The organism is Kitasatospora sp. NPDC034533 (assembly GCF_055575155.1).
Map to the genome: position 1 here is coordinate 55,476 of NZ_JBVITE010000027.1, position 16,132 is coordinate 71,607.

11 protein-coding genes and 1 pseudogene are annotated in these 16,132 nt (G+C 73.2%); 10 read left to right on the forward strand and 2 right to left on the reverse strand.

Annotation, left to right across the window (positions count from 1 at the left end):
* Positions 1-52: 52 nt before the first annotated feature.
* The 10 genes and pseudogenes from ACZ55U_RS20100 (at position 53) to ACZ55U_RS20145 (ending at position 14,597) form a co-directional block, all read left to right on the forward strand.
* The gene (locus tag ACZ55U_RS20100) at positions 53-4,378 is read left to right on the forward strand and encodes a HAMP domain-containing protein (protein WP_465527489.1); all 4,326 of its coding nucleotides are present in this window, start codon (positions 53-55) and stop codon (positions 4,376-4,378) included.
* Between the two features lie 46 nt (positions 4,379-4,424).
* On the forward strand, positions 4,425-6,797 hold the full coding sequence (locus tag ACZ55U_RS20105; RefSeq protein ID WP_465527490.1) for a PP2C family protein-serine/threonine phosphatase: 2,373 nt from the start codon (positions 4,425-4,427) through the stop codon (positions 6,795-6,797).
* A 159-nt stretch (positions 6,798-6,956) separates the two neighbouring features.
* Positions 6,957-7,873 (forward strand): annotated as a pseudogene (locus ACZ55U_RS20110) (aminoglycoside phosphotransferase family protein).
* A 156-nt stretch (positions 7,874-8,029) separates the two neighbouring features.
* Positions 8,030-8,434 carry a hypothetical protein gene (locus ACZ55U_RS20115; protein ID WP_465527491.1) on the forward strand — a complete coding sequence of 135 codons (405 nt, stop codon included), beginning with the start codon at positions 8,030-8,032 and terminating at the stop codon, positions 8,432-8,434.
* 338 nt (positions 8,435-8,772) lie between these two features.
* Positions 8,773-9,180, forward strand: coding sequence for a baeRF2 domain-containing protein (locus ACZ55U_RS20120; RefSeq protein ID WP_465527492.1), 408 nt, complete (start codon positions 8,773-8,775; stop codon positions 9,178-9,180).
* A gap of 237 nt (positions 9,181-9,417) precedes the next feature.
* Entirely contained in the window at positions 9,418-9,972 is a 555-nt protein-coding gene (locus ACZ55U_RS20125; RefSeq protein WP_465527493.1) for a Pycsar system effector family protein, read from the forward strand.
* Positions 9,973-10,003: 31 nt separating this feature from the next.
* Positions 10,004-10,660 carry a Crp/Fnr family transcriptional regulator gene (locus ACZ55U_RS20130; RefSeq protein ID WP_465527494.1) on the forward strand — a complete coding sequence of 219 codons (657 nt, stop codon included), beginning with the start codon at positions 10,004-10,006 and terminating at the stop codon, positions 10,658-10,660.
* Positions 10,661-10,787: 127 nt separating this feature from the next.
* Positions 10,788-11,585 carry a hypothetical protein gene (locus ACZ55U_RS20135; protein WP_465527495.1) on the forward strand — a complete coding sequence of 266 codons (798 nt, stop codon included), beginning with the start codon at positions 10,788-10,790 and terminating at the stop codon, positions 11,583-11,585.
* Between the two features lie 52 nt (positions 11,586-11,637).
* Positions 11,638-13,914 (forward strand): hypothetical protein, encoded by a 2,277-nt coding sequence (locus tag ACZ55U_RS20140; protein WP_465527496.1) that lies wholly within the window; start codon positions 11,638-11,640, stop codon positions 13,912-13,914.
* Between the two features lie 62 nt (positions 13,915-13,976).
* Entirely contained in the window at positions 13,977-14,597 is a 621-nt protein-coding gene (locus ACZ55U_RS20145; protein WP_465527497.1) for a hypothetical protein, read from the forward strand.
* 268 nt (positions 14,598-14,865) lie between these two features.
* Here the strand turns inward: ACZ55U_RS20145 and ACZ55U_RS20150 are convergent, their stop codons facing one another.
* Together ACZ55U_RS20150 and ACZ55U_RS20155 are read right to left on the reverse strand one after the other, a co-directional pair.
* Positions 14,866-15,351, reverse strand: a complete 486-nt coding sequence (locus tag ACZ55U_RS20150) for a hypothetical protein (protein ID WP_465527498.1) — start codon at positions 15,349-15,351, stop codon at positions 14,866-14,868.
* A gap of 11 nt (positions 15,352-15,362) precedes the next feature.
* The gene (locus ACZ55U_RS20155; protein ID WP_465527499.1) at positions 15,363-16,019 is read right to left on the reverse strand and encodes a DUF4937 domain-containing protein; all 657 of its coding nucleotides are present in this window, start codon (positions 16,017-16,019) and stop codon (positions 15,363-15,365) included.
* Between the last annotated feature and the right edge of the window lie 113 nt (positions 16,020-16,132).

Sequence of the window (16,132 nt, forward strand, 5' to 3'; positions counted from 1 at the left end):
GAGGTGCCCGGACGGCGCATCCCGTCCGCCGAGCGATCCGGACGGTGGAGGGATGGACGAGCGCCCGGTACCCGGCGCCCCGGCGGCCGACCCGGCCGAGCAGGCCCTGCGGCAGCTGCTGGCCGGGCTGACGGCGGTGCGCGACGGGGACTTCCGCACCCGCCTCGCCCCGGACCGGCCCGGGGTGCTCGGGGAGATCGCCGAGGTCTTCAACGGCATGGCCGACCAGCTGGCCCGGATGACCTCCGAGGTGACCAGGGTGGCCCGGGAGGTCGGCAGCGACGGCCGGCTCGGCGGCCAGGCCCAGGTGCCGGACGCCGCCGGGACGTGGCAGGAGCTGACCGACGCGGTCAACGCGATGGCGGGCAACCTGACCTGGCAGGTGCGCAACATCGCCCAGGTGACCACGGCGGTGGCGCGCGGCGACCTCACCCAGAAGATCGAGGTGGACGCCCGCGGCGAGATCCTGGAGCTGAAGAACACCGTCAACACCATGGTGGACACGCTGTCCTCGTTCGCCGACGAGGTGACCAGGGTGGCCCGGGAGGTCGGCACTGAGGGCCGGCTCGGCGGTCAGGCCCAGGTGCCGGGCGTCGCCGGGACGTGGCGCGACCTGACCGAGTCGGTGAACGCGATGGCGGGCAACCTGACCTGGCAGGTGCGCAACATCGCCCAGGTGGCGACGGCGGTGGCCGAGGGGGACCTCACCCAGAAGATCTCGGTCGCCGCCCGCGGCGAGATCCTGGAACTCAAGACGACCATCAACACGATGGTCGACCAGCTGTCCTCGTTCGCGGCCGAGGTGACCAGGGTGGCCCGCGAGGTCGGCACCGAGGGCCGGCTCGGCGGCCAGGCGGACGTCCGGGACGTCTCCGGCACCTGGCGGGCCCTGACCGAGTCCGTCAACGTCATGGCCGACAACCTCACCGCCCAGGTCCGCTCGATCGCCGAGGTGACCACCGCCGTCGCCGAGGGCGACCTGACCCAGAAGATCCGGGTCGACGCGCGCGGGGAGATCCTGGACCTGAAGGAGACCATCAACACGATGGTCGACCAGCTGTCCTCCTTCGCGGACGAGGTGACCAGGGTCGCCCGGGAGGTCGGCACCGCCGGGAACCTGGGCGGCCAGGCCACCGTCCGGGGCGTCTCCGGGACGTGGAAGGACCTGACCGACAACGTCAACGTGATGGCCTCCAACCTGACCGGCCAGGTCCGCTCGATGTCCGAGGTGGCGACGGCGGTGGCGCGCGGCGACCTGTCCCGGAAGATCACCGTCGAGGCCAAGGGCGAGGTCGCGGCCCTCGCCGACGCGATCAACACCATGGTGGACACGCTGTCCGTCTTCGCCGACGAGGTGACCAGGGTCGCCCGCGAGGTCGGCACCGAGGGCATCCTCGGCGGCCAGGCCCGGGTGCCCAACGTCGCCGGGACGTGGAAGGACCTCACCGACAACGTCAACTTCATGGCGCACAACCTGACCAGCCAGGTGCGCAACATCGCCCAGGTCACCACCGCCGTCGCCTCGGGCGACCTCACCCGCAAGATCGACGTGGACGCGCGCGGGGAGATCCTGGAGCTGAAGACCACCGTCAACACGATGGTCGACCAGCTGTCCTCGTTCGCGGCCGAGGTGACCAGGGTGGCCCGGGAGGTCGGCAGCGAGGGCCGGCTCGGCGGGCAGGCCCGGGTGGAGGGCGTGTCCGGCACCTGGAAGCGGCTCACCGAGAACGTCAACGAGCTGGCCGGCAACCTGACCAGGCAGGTCCGCGCGATCGCCGAGGTCACCAGTGCCGTCGCGGCCGGCGACCTGACCCGCTCGATCAGCGTGGACGCCTCCGGCGAGGTCGCCGACCTCAAGGACAACATCAACGCGATGGTCGGGTCGCTGCGCGAGACCACCATCGCCAACCAGCAGCAGGACTGGCTCAACACCAACCTGGCCCGTTTCTCCGCCGCCATCCAGGGCCGGCGGGACATCCGCTCCGTCGCCGAGATGATCACCGACGAGCTGACCCCGCTGGTCGGCGCCCAGTACGGTGCGTTCTTCCTCGCCGAGGAGGGCGCGGACGGCACCGAACTGGTCCTGATCAGCGCCTACGGCCGCCCGGCCGGCGAGGAACGGCGGCTGCGGCCGGGGGAGTCCCTGGTCGGCCAGGCCGCCCGCAGCCGGCGGACCGTGGCCGTGGACGGGCTGCCGCCCGGCTACGCCACCGTCTCCTCCGGCACCGGCGCGGCGGACGCCCGCTCGCTGGTCGTCCTGCCGATCGCCCTGGAGGAGTGGCTGATCGGCGTGATGGAGTTCGCCGCCTTCCAGCCGTTCACCCAGGTCCATCGCGACTTCCTGGACCGGTTCGCCGAGGTCTGCGCGGTCAACCTCGGCAACCTGCTGGCCAACGCCCGCACCGACGAGCTGCTCGGCGAGTCCCGCCGGCTCACCACCGAACTCCAGGCCCAGTCCGAGGAGTTGCAGGCCGGCCAGGAGGAACTGCGGCGCTCCAACGCCGAGTTGGAGGAGAAGGCCGCACTGCTCGCCCAGCGCAACCGGGACATCGAGGCGAAGAACCTGGAGATCGAACAGGCCCGTCAGGAACTGGAGGACCGCGCCCGGGAGTTGACCCGTACCTCGATGTACAAGTCCGAGTTCCTGGCGAACATGAGCCACGAGCTGCGCACCCCGCTCAACAGCCTGCTCATCCTCGCCCAGCTGCTCGCCGAGAACGCCGGCGGCAACCTCACCGCCAAACAGGTCGAGTACGCGGGCGTCATCCACTCGGCCGGCACCGATCTGCTCCAGCTCATCAACGACATCCTCGACCTCTCCAAGGTGGAGGCCGGGAAGATGGAGCTGGCGATCGAGCCCTTCACGGTGCGCGAGCTGCTGGAGTACGTGGAGTCCGGCTTCCGGCCACTGGCCGACCAGAAGGGACTCGCCTTCGAGGTGTCCGTCGACCGGGGCGTGCCGGAGCGGATCGTCACCGACCAGGCGCGGCTGCGCCAGGTGCTGCGCAACCTGCTGTCCAACGCCGTCAAGTTCACCGACACCGGGCGGGTCGAGCTGCGGATCGAGCGGATCGAGGAGGCCGACCTGCCGCCCGGGCTCGGCCTGGCGCACGCCGCGGTGGCCTTCCACGTGGACGACACCGGGATCGGCATCGACCCGGCCCACCTGGACACCATCTTCGGCGCCTTCCAGCAGGCCGACGGCTCCACCGCCCGGCGCTACGGCGGCACCGGCCTCGGGCTGTCGATCAGCCGGGAACTCGCCCGACTGCTCGGCGGGACCATCGCCGTCCGCTCCACGGCCGGGCAGGGCAGCCGGTTCACGCTGTACCTGCCGCTGGACGGGCACGACCCGGAGGGCGGGCCCGCGCCCGAGGGCGAGGCCGGGCGGGGGCCGGAGGCGCAGGCGGCGGCCGAGCCGCCGCGGGTGCTGGTGGTCGAGCCCGACCCGCCGGGGCTGCTCACCCACCTCGCCCGGGGCGCGCTGGGAGCGTCGGGGGGCCCGCCGTCGGGGGAGTCGTCAGGGGAACCGGCGGAGGAGCCGGCGCAGGACGGCGGGGGGACGGCGGTGCGGGTGGAGGGCGTGGGCGACGAGGCGGGGGTGCGGGCGGCGCTCGCGGGCGGGCCGTACCGGTGCGTCCTGGTGGACCTGGTCGGCGCCGGGGAACTCGCGCCGCTGCTCGGCGGGCTCGCGGCGGGCGGCACCCCGGTGCTCGGGTACGGGGGCGGCGGCGAGCCGCCCCGGGGCGTGGAGCACGTCGGCGGGCTGGACGAGCTGTGGGCGCGGGTGGCCAGGGTGCTCGGGGCGCCGGAGGCACCGGAGGCGCTCGACTCGCTGGGGTCGCTCGGGTCGGCGGGGTCGGTCGGGTCGGCGGGGTCGGTCGGGTCGGTGGGGTCGCTCGGGTCGGTCGGGTCGGTCGGGTCGGTCGGGTCGGTCGGGTCGGTCGGGGACGAGGGCGGCCCGGAGGCCGAGGCCCAGGCCCAAGGCCCGGCGGGACCGTTCGCCGGGCGGACCGTGCTGATCGTCGACGACGACATCCGCAACGTCTTCGCGCTCGCCGCCGCCCTGGAACGGTACGGGCTGACCGTCCTGCTCGCCGCCGACGGCCGTGCCGGGCTCGGCCTGCTGCGCGCCCACCCGGAGGTCGACCTGGTGCTGATGGACGTCATGATGCCCGGGCTGGACGGCTACGCGGCCATCGCGGCGATCCGCGCCGATCCGCGCTTCGAACGGCTGCCGGTGATCGCCGTCACCGCCAAGGCGATGCCCGGCGACCGGGACCGCAGCCTGGCCGCCGGGGCCGACGACCACGTCACCAAGCCGGTGGACACCACTCGGCTGCTGGAGCGGATGCGCGAGTGGCTGGGCGCGCCATGACGGCGACTCGGCACGGCGGCGGCGGGGCCCGCGGCGGGGGCCGGCCGTGACCGGCGACCAGGATTCCGCCCGCAGGGAGTCCGCTGGTCAGGAGTCGGCTCGTCGGGAGGCCGCCGAACGCACCGCCCGGGCCCTGGCCGAGACCGTCCGCCGCCTCCAGGCAGCCGCCGCCCGGGCGCACGCCGAGGCGCGCACCAGGGCCGCCGTCGACCTCGCCACCGGTGTCCTGGCCGAGCGGCTCGGACTGCCGGTCACCGAGGCCGCCGTCCATCTCGCCCGGCTGGCCCGGGAGGCGGGGGTGCCGGTGCTCGCGCTGGCGGCGGACATCGCGGGCCTGCCGGAAGTGGCGCCCCGGCCTTCGGCGGAGTCGGTCCCGGCGTCCGTCGGCCCGTCCGAGTCAGGTGCGCCCGGGACCGGCCCGCCCGACGTGGGTCCGCTGGAGGCCGGCCCGCCCGTCGCGCCCGCGCTGGCCGCCGTCCCCGACCTGCGGCACGCCGCCGGAGCGGTGCTGGACCAGGCCGCCGCGGCCCTCGGCGTCCGGGCCGTGGCCGTCTGGCAGCGGCTGCCCGGCGGGGCGCTCGGCCTCGCCGCACACGCCGGGCTCTCCGCCCAGGAGGCGGCCGACTGGGCCCGGGTGCCGCCCGGCCTGCCGACCCCGGCGCACCTGGCCGTCGTCGGCGGCATCGAGCTGTGGCCCGGCGAGCCCGGCACGGACGGCCCCTCGGTGGGCGCCGGCGCCGCCCGGGCCGTCCTGCCGCTGCTCGACCGGGGCCGGCGCCAAGGCGCCCTGGAACTGCTCTGGCCGGCCGCCGCCCCCGCCCCCGCGCTGGGACCGGGGCAGCGCCGGGAGCTGTGCGCCCTCGCCGACCTCTGCACCACCCTGCTCGGCCCGCCCCCGGAGCCCGTGACTCCCGAGCAGGCCGCCACGCTGCTGGACGGCCTGCTCACCCCCGCCCTCCTGCTGGCCCCCGTCCTCCGGGCCGACCGGCTCGCCGACTTCACGGTGCTGCGGGTCAGCGCCCGGTTCCGCGACCCGCTCGGCCGCCCCCGGGACGCGGCGGAGGGCGCCTCGCTGCTGGAGACGTACCCGGTCGCCTGCGCCGCCGGGCTGCTCGACCGGCTGGTGCGCGCGTACGAGACCGGCGTGCCCTCGACCGGCGAGCGGGTGCGGTTGGCCTTCCGGGACCAGGGGCCGGCCGCCCCCGTGGCCGTCCTGCTGTCGGTCGTCCCGCTCGGCGACCGGCTGATGGTCTGCTGGCTGCTGGACGACGAGCAGGACCGGGACGAGCGCACCGCCCTGCTCCACCAGGCCCAGCGGCTGGCCCGGGTGGCCGGGTTCGAGGAGCGCCCCGCCGAGGGCCGGATCCGCTGGAGCGAGGGCCTGCGCGAGCTGTACGGGCTGCCGCCGGACGCCGAGCCGGTACCGCTGGACCGGCTCGCCCGGCACACCCACCCGGACGACCGGCCGGCCATCCGGCGGCTGCTGGACACCGTCCGCCACCACCACCGCACCGCCTCCGCCGTCGTCCGGCTGGACCGCCCGGACGGCACCCACCGCTTCACCCGGGTGATCGCCGAGCCGGTGGTCGACGAGACCGGCCGGCTGGTCGCGGTCCGCGGCGCCTACCACGACGTGTCCGCCCAGCACTGGACGGAGGTCGCGCTCGGCGCCACCCGGGAGCGGCTGGCCGACAGCGAACAGGAGTCCGCCGAGCGGGCCCAGCTGGCCCTGCGGCTCCAGCAGGCGATCCTGCCGGCCGCGCCGCCCCCGCTCGCCGTCACCGGCCTGCACGCCGCCGTCCGCTACCGCCCCGCGGCCCAGCGCGACCGGGTCGGCGGCGACTGGTACGACGTGCTGGTGCTGCCCGACCGGCGGGTGCTGCTCGCGGTCGGCGACGTGGCCGGGCACGGCGTCGGCGCGGCCACCGGGATGGTCGCGCTGCGGCACGCCCTGCGCGGGCTCGCCGTCACCGGAGCCGGCCCGGGCCGGCTGCTGGCCTGGGCGAACACCGTCGCCCTGCGCGAACCCGGCCAGGTCACCGCGACCGCCGTCTGCGTCCTCGTGGACCCGGCGGGCGGCGAACTGCGCTGGGCCCGGGCTGGCCACCTGCCGCCCGTCCGGCTCGGCGCGGACGGCGCCCGGCTGCTGCCGCTGCCGCACGGCGTGCTGCTGGGCGCGATGGACGACGCCGAGTACGAGGAGCGCACCGACCGGCTCGACCCGGGGGACGTGCTGCTGCTCTACACCGACGGACTGGTCGAGCGCCGGGACCGCCCGGTGGAGGAGTCGGTGGAGCAGCTGCTGGGGGCGGCGGGCGCGCCCGGCCCGGACCTGGAGCAGTACCTGGACCGGCTGCTCGAACTCAGCCCCGCCGACACCGACGACGACACCTGCCTGATCGCCGTCCAGACCGAGTAGGCCCGCTCCCGGCTCGAACACCGTCGCCGCGCCGTACCGCCGCCGCTGCCGGGCGCCACCGTCGCCGCGCCGTACCGCCGCCGCTTCCGGCTCGAACGCCGTCGCCGCGCCGTACCGTCGTCGCTCGACCACCGCCGCCGCCCGCTACCGTTGCCGGGCATGACGCACCCCGGCACCGAGATCACCGCGGAGCTGATCCGCGACCTGCTGCACGACCAGCCCCCGACCTGGCCGACCGCCCCCTGGAACTCGGCGCGCGAGGCTGGGACAACCAGCTGTGGCGGCTCGGCGACGACCTCGCCGTCCGGCTGCCCTGGGCCACCGAGTCCGCGGACGAACTGCTGCGCAAGGAGCACACCTGGCTGCCCGCCCTCGCCCCGCGGCTGCCGCTGCCCGTCCCCGTCCCCCAGCGCCTGGGCGAGCCCTCCGAACGGTTCCCCCGTCCCTGGCTGGTCACCACCTGGGTGCCCGGCGAGCCCGCCGACCGTGCCCCCGCCACCCGGGCCGAACCGTCCGCCGACGCGCTCGCCGCCTTCCTGACCGCCCTGCACCGACCCGCGCCCGTCGGGGCGCCCGCCGGTCGCGGGCGCGGCGGGCCGCCGGCCGACCACGCCGAAGGATTCGACCGGCGCTTCGCCACGGCCGCCGAGCGGGGGCTGCTCCCCGATCCCGAGGCCGTCCGAGCGGTCTGGGAGGACGCCGTCGCCGCACCCGAGTGGACCGGCGCGGCCCTGTGGCTGCACGGCGACCTGCACCCGGCCAACGTGCTCACCGCGGGCGGCACCATCTGCGGCGTGATCGACTTCGGCGACCTCTTCGCCGGTGACCCGGCCTGCGACCTCGCCGCCGCCTGGACGCTGCTGCCGGACGGCGCCGCCGACCGCTTCCTCGCCGCCTACCGGCCCGCCCCGGACGCCGCGACCCTGCGCCGGGCGCGCGGCTGGGCGGTGCTGCGGGCCCTGGTCTGCCTCCTCATCGGGGACGCCGGCGTCCACGGCCGCCCCGGCGGCAAGCCCAGCTGGGGCCCGCCCGCCCAGGCCGCGCTGCGCCGCCTCACCGCCGCCGTCAATCGCTGACCCGCCGACCGCTGATCCGTCTCCCACCGCCGCAGGCCGCCTCGGTCCGTCACTCGGCTCCCGCCGACGTCCCCGCCGGTCGTTACGGGCCGCCCGCGGTGGGTAGGCGCGCCCTCACGCGGGGGGTCGATCGAGACCAGGACGGAAGGGATCCCCATGCTGCTGCTGGGACTTCTGCTGATGGCGGCGTCCGGCGCCTTCGTCGGACTGCTGATCGCGGACAACCTCTCCGGTGGGCCCGACTACCAGGTGACGATCCTCGGCACCAACCTGGTGACACTGAACAGCCTGAGCATCTTCCTCGCCGGGGCGGCCCTGGGCCTGATCTTCTGCCTCGGCCTCGCGATGATGTGGCTGTCCCGGCGGGTTCCGCGCCGCGCACGGCGGGTCGGTACGGCCGCCGACGCGGACCGGCCGATCCGACGGTCCGCCCATGTGGACCGCCCGCCGCACGGCCCCGTCGAGATGACCGCACCGCCGGAGGAGCGGGCCGCCGAGCAGGGCGGCCGGGAGACGGCGGCGCGGCCGAACGGCCGGATCCGGCACCTGTTCGGGCGCTGAACACCCGCCTCCCGGGACGCCCGTCCGCACCGCTTCACTCACCACGGCAGGCGCGATGGACCTCGCGTTCCTGACCCCGTTGCGCGACCGGCCCGGGCCCTGGGCCTCTGGCTACCTCGACACCTCCCGCGCCACCGAGGACGCCGCCCGGCGCCGGTCGCTCCTCGACCGCGCCGCCGTCCAGCGGCTGGCCGATGCCGGGGTTGACGGACCCGCCCGTGCGGCCGTCCGCGACCACCTGGCCGGGGAACCCGCCGCCGGGGCCCCACCCGGGTGGCACTGTTCGCGGCCGACGGCGAGGTGGCACTGGACGTCCCGCTCGCCGCGTCGCCCCCGACGTGGGCGCCATCTGGGCCGCGCTCCCGCACACCGGCCCGCTGCTCGGCCTGCTGGAGGACGCGGTGCCCGCCTGCCTCGTCGCCGCCGTCGACCGCACCGGGGCCGACCCGGAGCGCTACCGGTCGGAGCACGGCGAGCCGCTGGGCGCGGTCGAGGGACCGCGGTGGCAGGGCCAGGGACACCGCGCCCCGCCCGCCGACCGCTACGAGTGGCACCACCGGCACCGCGTCGAGGACACCTGGGAGCGCACCGCCGCGATCGTCGCCGAGCACCTCGCCCGGACCTGGCCGCAGAGCGGCGCCCCGCTGCTCGTCCTCACCGGGGATGCCCGCGAGCGCCGGGCCGTCCACGACCGCAACGATCGAGAATGTTGCGACGACGCCTTGCCTTGGTGGCATGTTGAATGAGACCTGATCAATTCCCGCATAGTCCTGCGAAAATCGGCAGAGTCTCGGCGAGTTACTGAGAGTCCCTTTACGATTCTTCGAGCGCGCCTGGTCCGACCGGGGCCGGAAATTCGGCGTGACCATCCGGGTGCTGTGTTGTGGGCCACCCTCGACCAGCCAGGATCTGGGCGCTGGGGCGAGCGGCCTGGGGAAACGATGAGATCGCAGGACATGCCGTCGGTTCACTAGGGAGGCGAGATGGTCCGGCGAGTGCGGAGTCGGTCGGCAAGTCGGAGCGCGGTGGCATCGGTCCCGGCAGGGGCCGATGCCGGGCCGGTTCCCCAGCGGTTGAGGTTGCTCGTGGCAGAGGCGGGGGACGAGGTCCGACGAGCCGATGCGAAGGCGGGATCGGTCTGCTCGATGGCGAGCATCGCGGGCGCGTTGGAGGTGGCGGTCCTCGCGGTGGCATCGGGAGTCTCGCCGTGGGCGGCCGTCCCGGCAATGCTGGGGGTGGGCGCGACAGGGGTCGCGCTTCTCTTCGCGGCGGCAGCGCTCACGCCCTCACTGCCCCCGTCGGTCGGGCCGGACCGGCTTTCCTTCCTCGATATCAATTCCATGACGGAATGCCATCTGTTGTCGGTCGTGCACCGCTTGTCGGCGACCGATCTCGATGCCGCTGACAGCAGGAGGGCGGTGGAGCTGAGCACATTGGCGATGAGGAAGTACCGGCTGCTGAGGGTTTCGATCACCGTGCTCCAGTTCGGTTTTGTTCTGGTTGTGGCATCCGTGGTCATTGCCTTCGGCGCCTTCTGACGTTCTCGGCCGGGCAGGATTCGGAGGAGATGTGTATCAAAATCATCGACAGCTGTTCGGTGAGCCGCTCTGGGAGAAGCTGTGTGCGCTCGCACCTCCCCGGCACAAGCAGACCAGAAGCATCCTGCTGCTCCAAGGAGCCCCCGGGACCCATGTCCTGGTCCTGGCCTCAGGGTCAGTGACCGTATCGCGGCATGGAAGGAGCGGCCAGGCGACGATGTTGGCGGTCCGGAACGCCGGTGCCCTGCTGGGTGAACTCGCGGTCCTGGCCGAGGAGCAGCGCAGCGCGACGGTGACGGCGCTGGAGCCGTGTACGGTCCACATCGTCCCGGCCCGCGAGTTCCACGCGTTCATCGACGAGTACGGCCTGTTCCAGGTGCTCATGCGGCACGCGGTGGGACAGGTGAGACAGAGCGAGGAGATCAGGCAGGAACTCGCGACCGCCTCGGTCCCGGTCCGGCTCGTCGCGGCGCTGTTGCGGCTGGCGGAGTCGGTGGCCCAACCGGTCCGCGGTCCGGTCCGCATCAAGCTGTCGCAGGATGAGATCGCCCAATTGATCGGGTGCTCGCGCAACTCCGTCGTGGAGGCGCTGAGGCCGCTCCGCGCACGTGGACTCGTCCAGTCGCTCGCGGGCAGTCTGGAGGTTCTCGACCTCGCCGGCCTGCGGGCCTGCCGATCGGTGGTCTGAGACGTGGCTCACCGGGCTCCTGCCCAGGACTGTGCAGCGGGGCCACAGCCGTCGCCGCATCATCGGAGGGACCGCCGAACGCGGCTGCCGATGTTCCCTTCCGTCCCGCAGTGAAAGGGCGTCAACGATGCTCGACTCCGTCACCTCCGACCCCCGGGACATCCCGGACTACCGGGCGCTGTTCGTGATCGACATGAAGGGATACAGCGCCGTCGAATCGTGGCGCATGACGGACTACTGGGAGGACTTCGAGTCCATGCTGGCCAGGGCCTTCTTCCAGAGCGGACTGGAGGCGGAGTGGCGCGAGCCGCTGTACCGGGACTCCACCGGCGACGGCCTGATCCTGGCCCTGCCGCTGGCGAGGGCGCGGCTCCTGGTCGACCCGCTGCCGGAGAACCTGCACCGGCTGCTCGCCGACCACGACCGGATGCGACCGGCAGCGGTGCCGCCGATCAGGGTGCGGGCGAGCGTGCACCTCGGGCCGCTGCCGGACAGCCGCCGGGGCGACTCGATCAACGACCTCTGCCGCTTCGTGGCCAGCGATGCGGCTCGTGTCACGGTGAAGGTCGCCGAGGAGCGAAACGCCTTCGTGGCGCTGCTCCTGTCCTACGAGGCCTTCCAGGTGATCGTCCGGGCCGGTCGCACCGAGCGCCTGCGGGCCGAGGACTTCCGGCTCACGCGGGCGGTGGTGGACGGGAAGTTCGCCGAGCCGGCCTGGGTGCACGTGCCGAGGGTGAACGCGGAACTGCTGGAGGCTGCCGACCCGTGGCCGAAGCTCGTGTCGGCAGGGAAGGAGGAGCCGATCGAACCTCCGCGAGCATCGCACCGGATCACCGGAGGAACGCGAAACTTCGGGGCCATCGACAAGTACTTCGAGCAGACCGGAGACCTCACGATCAACACCCCCAGCGCCGACAGCCGGTGACTCGCCGGGATCCGTTTCCGTCCGTACGGGGCTTCAGAGGGAGAACGAGACCATGTTCGGTGTCATGAACGCGCCTGATCCTTCGGGTGGGGACGAGGAGAAGGCCGTGAGCGAAGTCGAGCCGCCGGCCGGTGCTCTGGGGGCGGACAAGGATCCGCAGGAGCCGACCGAAGCACCCGGTCACCGGGGAGACCAGGAGGGCGGGGAGCCGCTCTCCAACGGGGACGCCGAAGGCGGCCCTTCGAAGGAGGAACCGGCTCTCGACGCCGGACCGGTCGGGCAGGAGGGACAGCCTCCTGACCAGGCGGTCGAGGATGGTCCTCGAGCCGGTTTCTACATCGAGAACGCTCGAGACTTGCTCTTCAATCCGATCTTCAACCCGACGACGGTCGAGAAGCTCCTGGAGGAGACCCCGATCGACCGGCAGAAGGCCCTGATGGAAGGGGTCTACGTCGAACCGGAGAGCTGGGCGGCGGCTGCCGAGAAGGTCCAGAAGGCGCTGAGCTCGGAGCACCCGATCGTCCTGGTGGTCGTCCGGCCGGAGATCGGGGCGACGACCTTCGCCAAGCACGAGCTGGCCCTGGCTGCGGGACAGGAGCGGGAGACCGTGCTCCTGGACGGTGACTGGCAGCGGCTCACGATGGCCCAGCTGCCGTGCAAGCCAGGGCGGGGACAACTCCTGGAACTGCGCGACAGCGAGACCGATCAGCTACGAGAGAGCTTTCTCAGCAAGCTTCCGAAGTATGCGGCCGAGCTTCGGGCCAAGGACTCCTTCCTCCTCGTCACGGTGACCGAGGAGCTCTGGGCGGCGCGCAAGGCCGAAGTGCCGACTGAGATCGCGGTGGTCGAGCTCAAGGACTCGCCACCCGCGTGGGAGGTGGTCCGGAACCACATCGCGGCCGGCTGTGGAGACGCCCGCGTTGCGGACCTCCAGAAGCGCGGGATCGACCAGGACATCGAGGAGTGGAGCGCGGTCCGTTCGAACCGCTTCATCCGCGACTACATCGAGATCACGGCAGAGTTCGATCCCCTGGTGTCCGATCCCGAAGGTTCCGTCAGGTTCACGAAACTCCTCAAGCGGCTGGTTCGAGGTTGGAGCGAGGAACTGGACCAGCGGCTCGCGGAGGCGTCGGCACCGACCAAGACGATCGACGGCGTGGGCCAGGTGTCCCCTCTGACCTTGGAGGAGCGCTGCTACTCCCTCGTGCTCGCCGTTCGAGGCTCGGTCAAGGTCGAGCAGGCGATCGAGGAGGGGCACCGGCTGGTCGACCTCCTCGCCGGTGGGGTCGAGAGCAGGGAGGCGACCGCGAAGGACAGGCGCCCGGACCTCCGGGGCTCATTCGCCGGCCGCGGCTTGCAGACCCGCCTGAAGGCGGTGGGCGCCGGCGTCGACGAATCCGGTGTGGCCTCGTTCCGGGCGCCGGCATACGGGGACGAGCTACTGATCAGGGTGTGGCGTGAGTACCCGGACGTGCGGCGCAGGGTGCTGGAGTGGATCATGTCCGACTCCTCCGACCAGCGGGCCGAGCCCGATGGAGCCCCGATCCGGGCGGTGACCAACGTGGTGCTCGCCACCCGGGACACCCAGGGCCTCGCGGTCCTTCGGGATCTCGCCACGACGCCTCGAAGCCGGGCCTTCGCCGCGGCTGTGCTCGTCGCGGCCGCCAAGGACGATAGCCTCGGCCGCCCCACCCGCGCGTTGCTCTACGACACCGCCGCGCGGAAGTCCGAAGAAGGCCAGCGGCTGGTCGTCCAGGTGTGCCGAGAGTTGCTCGAAGACCAGGCCGACGCGGCCCTGACCAGGATCAGGCGGGTGGCCGACAGCGGCAGCCCGGCGGTCCGGGGTGATGTTCTGGGCGCCTTCACCGCTGTGCTGCGCACGCCGAACCTGCTGCCGTGGTTCATCGGCACCCTCCGGTCCGTACAGCAGCGATCGGGTGCGACCACGGCAGTGCGGCTCGGGGCGCTGGCCCTGATGGGGGCGGACGAACTCACGCTTGCGCCAGCCGCGGAGTCGGAGACGACCGGCCTGGTCCGTGCGGCGCTGGACGGCATGTTCGAGGCTCCGGACGACTACCCCGAGCTGTTTCCCACGATCGCCACGTGGCTGGAGCGGCGCCCGACCGGTGCGCCGTACGAAGAGTCCCTCAAGGCGCTCTGGGCAGTCGTGCTGAAGTACGGTCGGCTCAAAGACCTCAAACTGCTGGCCGATGCCCTGGGCGGCGTCGTCCGTGAGGACGGCCGGAGGCCGGAGCAGGACGTCATGCGGCTGGTGAAGGCCGACCGAGACTTGGCGCCGGTGGCGGAACTGGCCGGGGCGAGCGAGTGAAGCGTCGCTTCAGCCGCCGGCGTGAGCCCGAGCGGCTGGGCTGCGTGGTGGAGCGCCGGCCATTGCGCAATGGGACCCCGGACCTCTGCTTCACGGCCACCTTCTCGGCGGAGTGGTGGCCCGGTGAGGAGGCGCACCGGAACACCGAGTCGGTGGTGGCCCGGGACCTCCTGGAGCGCGCGGCGCGGCTGTCCGGGGACTGGTCCGTCGACGAGGTGCGGCCCGCGCAGGACCAGCTCAACGTGGAACTCGGGCGGGAGTACGACAGCCCGGACGGGTACTACCGGGGTCTGGTCGCCACGGTCCAGCTGTTCCTGGACGAAGACACCGCCGAGGCGGCTCGCCAGTGGCGTCACGACCGGGCTCGCGTCCGGCGGTTGACGTACGTGAGAAACACCCTCTACTCCGATCCGGTACTCCTTCTGCTCGACCACCTCGAACGCCACCCGGAGCAGCGCGGGAGCGTGGACGTCAAGCCGTTCCAGCAGTTGGCCAGGACCGTACGGACTGGCAACGCGGCGTGGTACCCGGTGCTCGACGCACTGGCCAGGCTGATCTCGGCGTCGAATCCGGTCTGCGGGGACGCGACGGTCATGAAGGGACTCCTGAAGATGTTCAGGGAGACGGCTCCGGAGCTGAGCGAGGAGTACGGGCTGAGCGAGGAGACGGAGGGAGCCCCGTGACAACCGGACTCTGGCGCTGGGTACTTGCGCCACGGACGAGCTGGAATGCGCTTCGGCTCAGCCGATCGCATGATGGACGACTCGACTTCGACGTCGCATGGCGCGGAGTCCGGGTACGTACGCGTCCTGATGAGATCGGATATCTGCTCCACGGTCACAGGGCCGGTGAGTCCGGTGATCGGAGTGAAGGGCCGCTGGACCGCGCGCTGAGTCCGGTCGGCATGGATCTGTCTCCGCCTTGGTCGGCAGCAGCGCCGCAGCGGTGACCTCAGAGGGGCAGGCAGGACTCCTCGCCGATCGCGGCGAGGAGTTCGACGGGGAGCTCCCGGTCGGCCTGGGTGAGGGTGAGGCCGACCCAGCGCCCGGTGGACGGCACCCGCCACACCGGGAGGTGGAAGACCATCTGCGCGAGGGAGAACAGGGGTTCTGGGCCGTCGGCGGCGGGGAGGTCCGGTTGGTCGTAGCCGAGGAGGGCCCAGAGGTCGAGCGTGGTCGGGCCGCCCCAGCGGGCGGTCAGGACGGCCGCGAGGGCGGTGAGGTCGGCCTCGATCTCCTCCTCGGCCGCGGCGATGGTCGCGAGGTCGGGGGCGTCCCGGAATTCGCCGCTGGCCCGGAGCACGGCGAGCTGGTAGCCGGGGCCGCCCCAGCCGTGCTCGGTCTTCGAGTCCTCCCGCTCGGGGAACGGGGCGGCGATCAGGGAGTCGATGACCGACAGCTGGTCTTCGACGGAGCCTACGGAGCGCGGCAGTGACATGGCCCCGGAGTCTAGGGCGCGCCTGATCCACTGGTGCGGGCGGGCAGGACCAGCCAGGACGGTTCGAGGGGCAGCAGGTGCCCGGTGAGGGTGTGGACGTCGGCGGGGACGGCGGCGCGGGGGAGCAGGGCGGGGAGGTGGTGGGTGGTGTAGGCGTGATGTGCGGCGGGGGTGGCCCAAAGGCTGGTGACGAGGTAGCGGTCGGCGGCGAGGCGGGTGACGGCGCCGCCGAGCATGCCGTCGGCGGCGGCCATGCCCGGGGCCCAGAGGAGGCGCTGGACGTCGAGGAAGTGGTCGGCGCGGCCGGGGTGGAGACGGCAGTCGGCGGCCCGCAGCACGGTGGCACGGGTGAGGGCGGCGGGCAGCGAGGGGGCCGCGCCCGGCATGGTGAGCACGACCGGACCGGTGGCCACCTCGATCTCCGTGTAGCTGGACCGCTGGTCGGCTGCTGCGGCGATCCGGTCGTGGCGTTCCCGCATGAAGCGGGCGTACGAGGGTTCGTCGGTCCACAGAGCGAGCAGGAGGGCCCGGTCGGCGCCGGGGATCCAGCCGCCGGTCTGGCCCACCAGGCCGGGCTGGTCGGAGATCGCCGACCAGCGCCGCTGACCGGCGGTGAACGCCTCACGTGCTTCGGGCCGTACCCGGCAGTCGATCCATTTGCCCCACATGCGGGCCATCATGCGGCGCGGAGGTGGCCGGGCGTCAATCGGGCGCTGGTCGCGGGGGTCGTCCGACCGCGGACGTAGGTCGCAAAACCGTAGGTCGCGGAACGCCGTGGCCG

Excerpts from the sequence above, each read along its gene's own strand:
- ACZ55U_RS20100 (WP_465527489.1), top strand. The coding sequence starts at position 53 with ATGGACGAGCGCCCGGTACCCGGCGCCCCGGCGGCCGACCCGGCCGAG.
- ACZ55U_RS20115 (WP_465527491.1), top strand. The coding sequence starts at position 8,030 with ATGCTGCTGCTGGGACTTCTGCTGATGGCGGCGTCCGGCGCCTTCGTC.
- ACZ55U_RS20125 (WP_465527493.1), top strand. The coding sequence starts at position 9,418 with ATGGTCCGGCGAGTGCGGAGTCGGTCGGCAAGTCGGAGCGCGGTGGCA.
- ACZ55U_RS20135 (WP_465527495.1), top strand. The coding sequence starts at position 10,788 with ATGCTCGACTCCGTCACCTCCGACCCCCGGGACATCCCGGACTACCGG.
- ACZ55U_RS20140 (WP_465527496.1), top strand. The coding sequence starts at position 11,638 with ATGTTCGGTGTCATGAACGCGCCTGATCCTTCGGGTGGGGACGAGGAG.
- ACZ55U_RS20150 (WP_465527498.1), bottom strand. The coding sequence starts at position 15,351 with ATGTCACTGCCGCGCTCCGTAGGCTCCGTCGAAGACCAGCTGTCGGTC.
- ACZ55U_RS20155 (WP_465527499.1), bottom strand. The coding sequence starts at position 16,019 with ATGTGGGGCAAATGGATCGACTGCCGGGTACGGCCCGAAGCACGTGAG.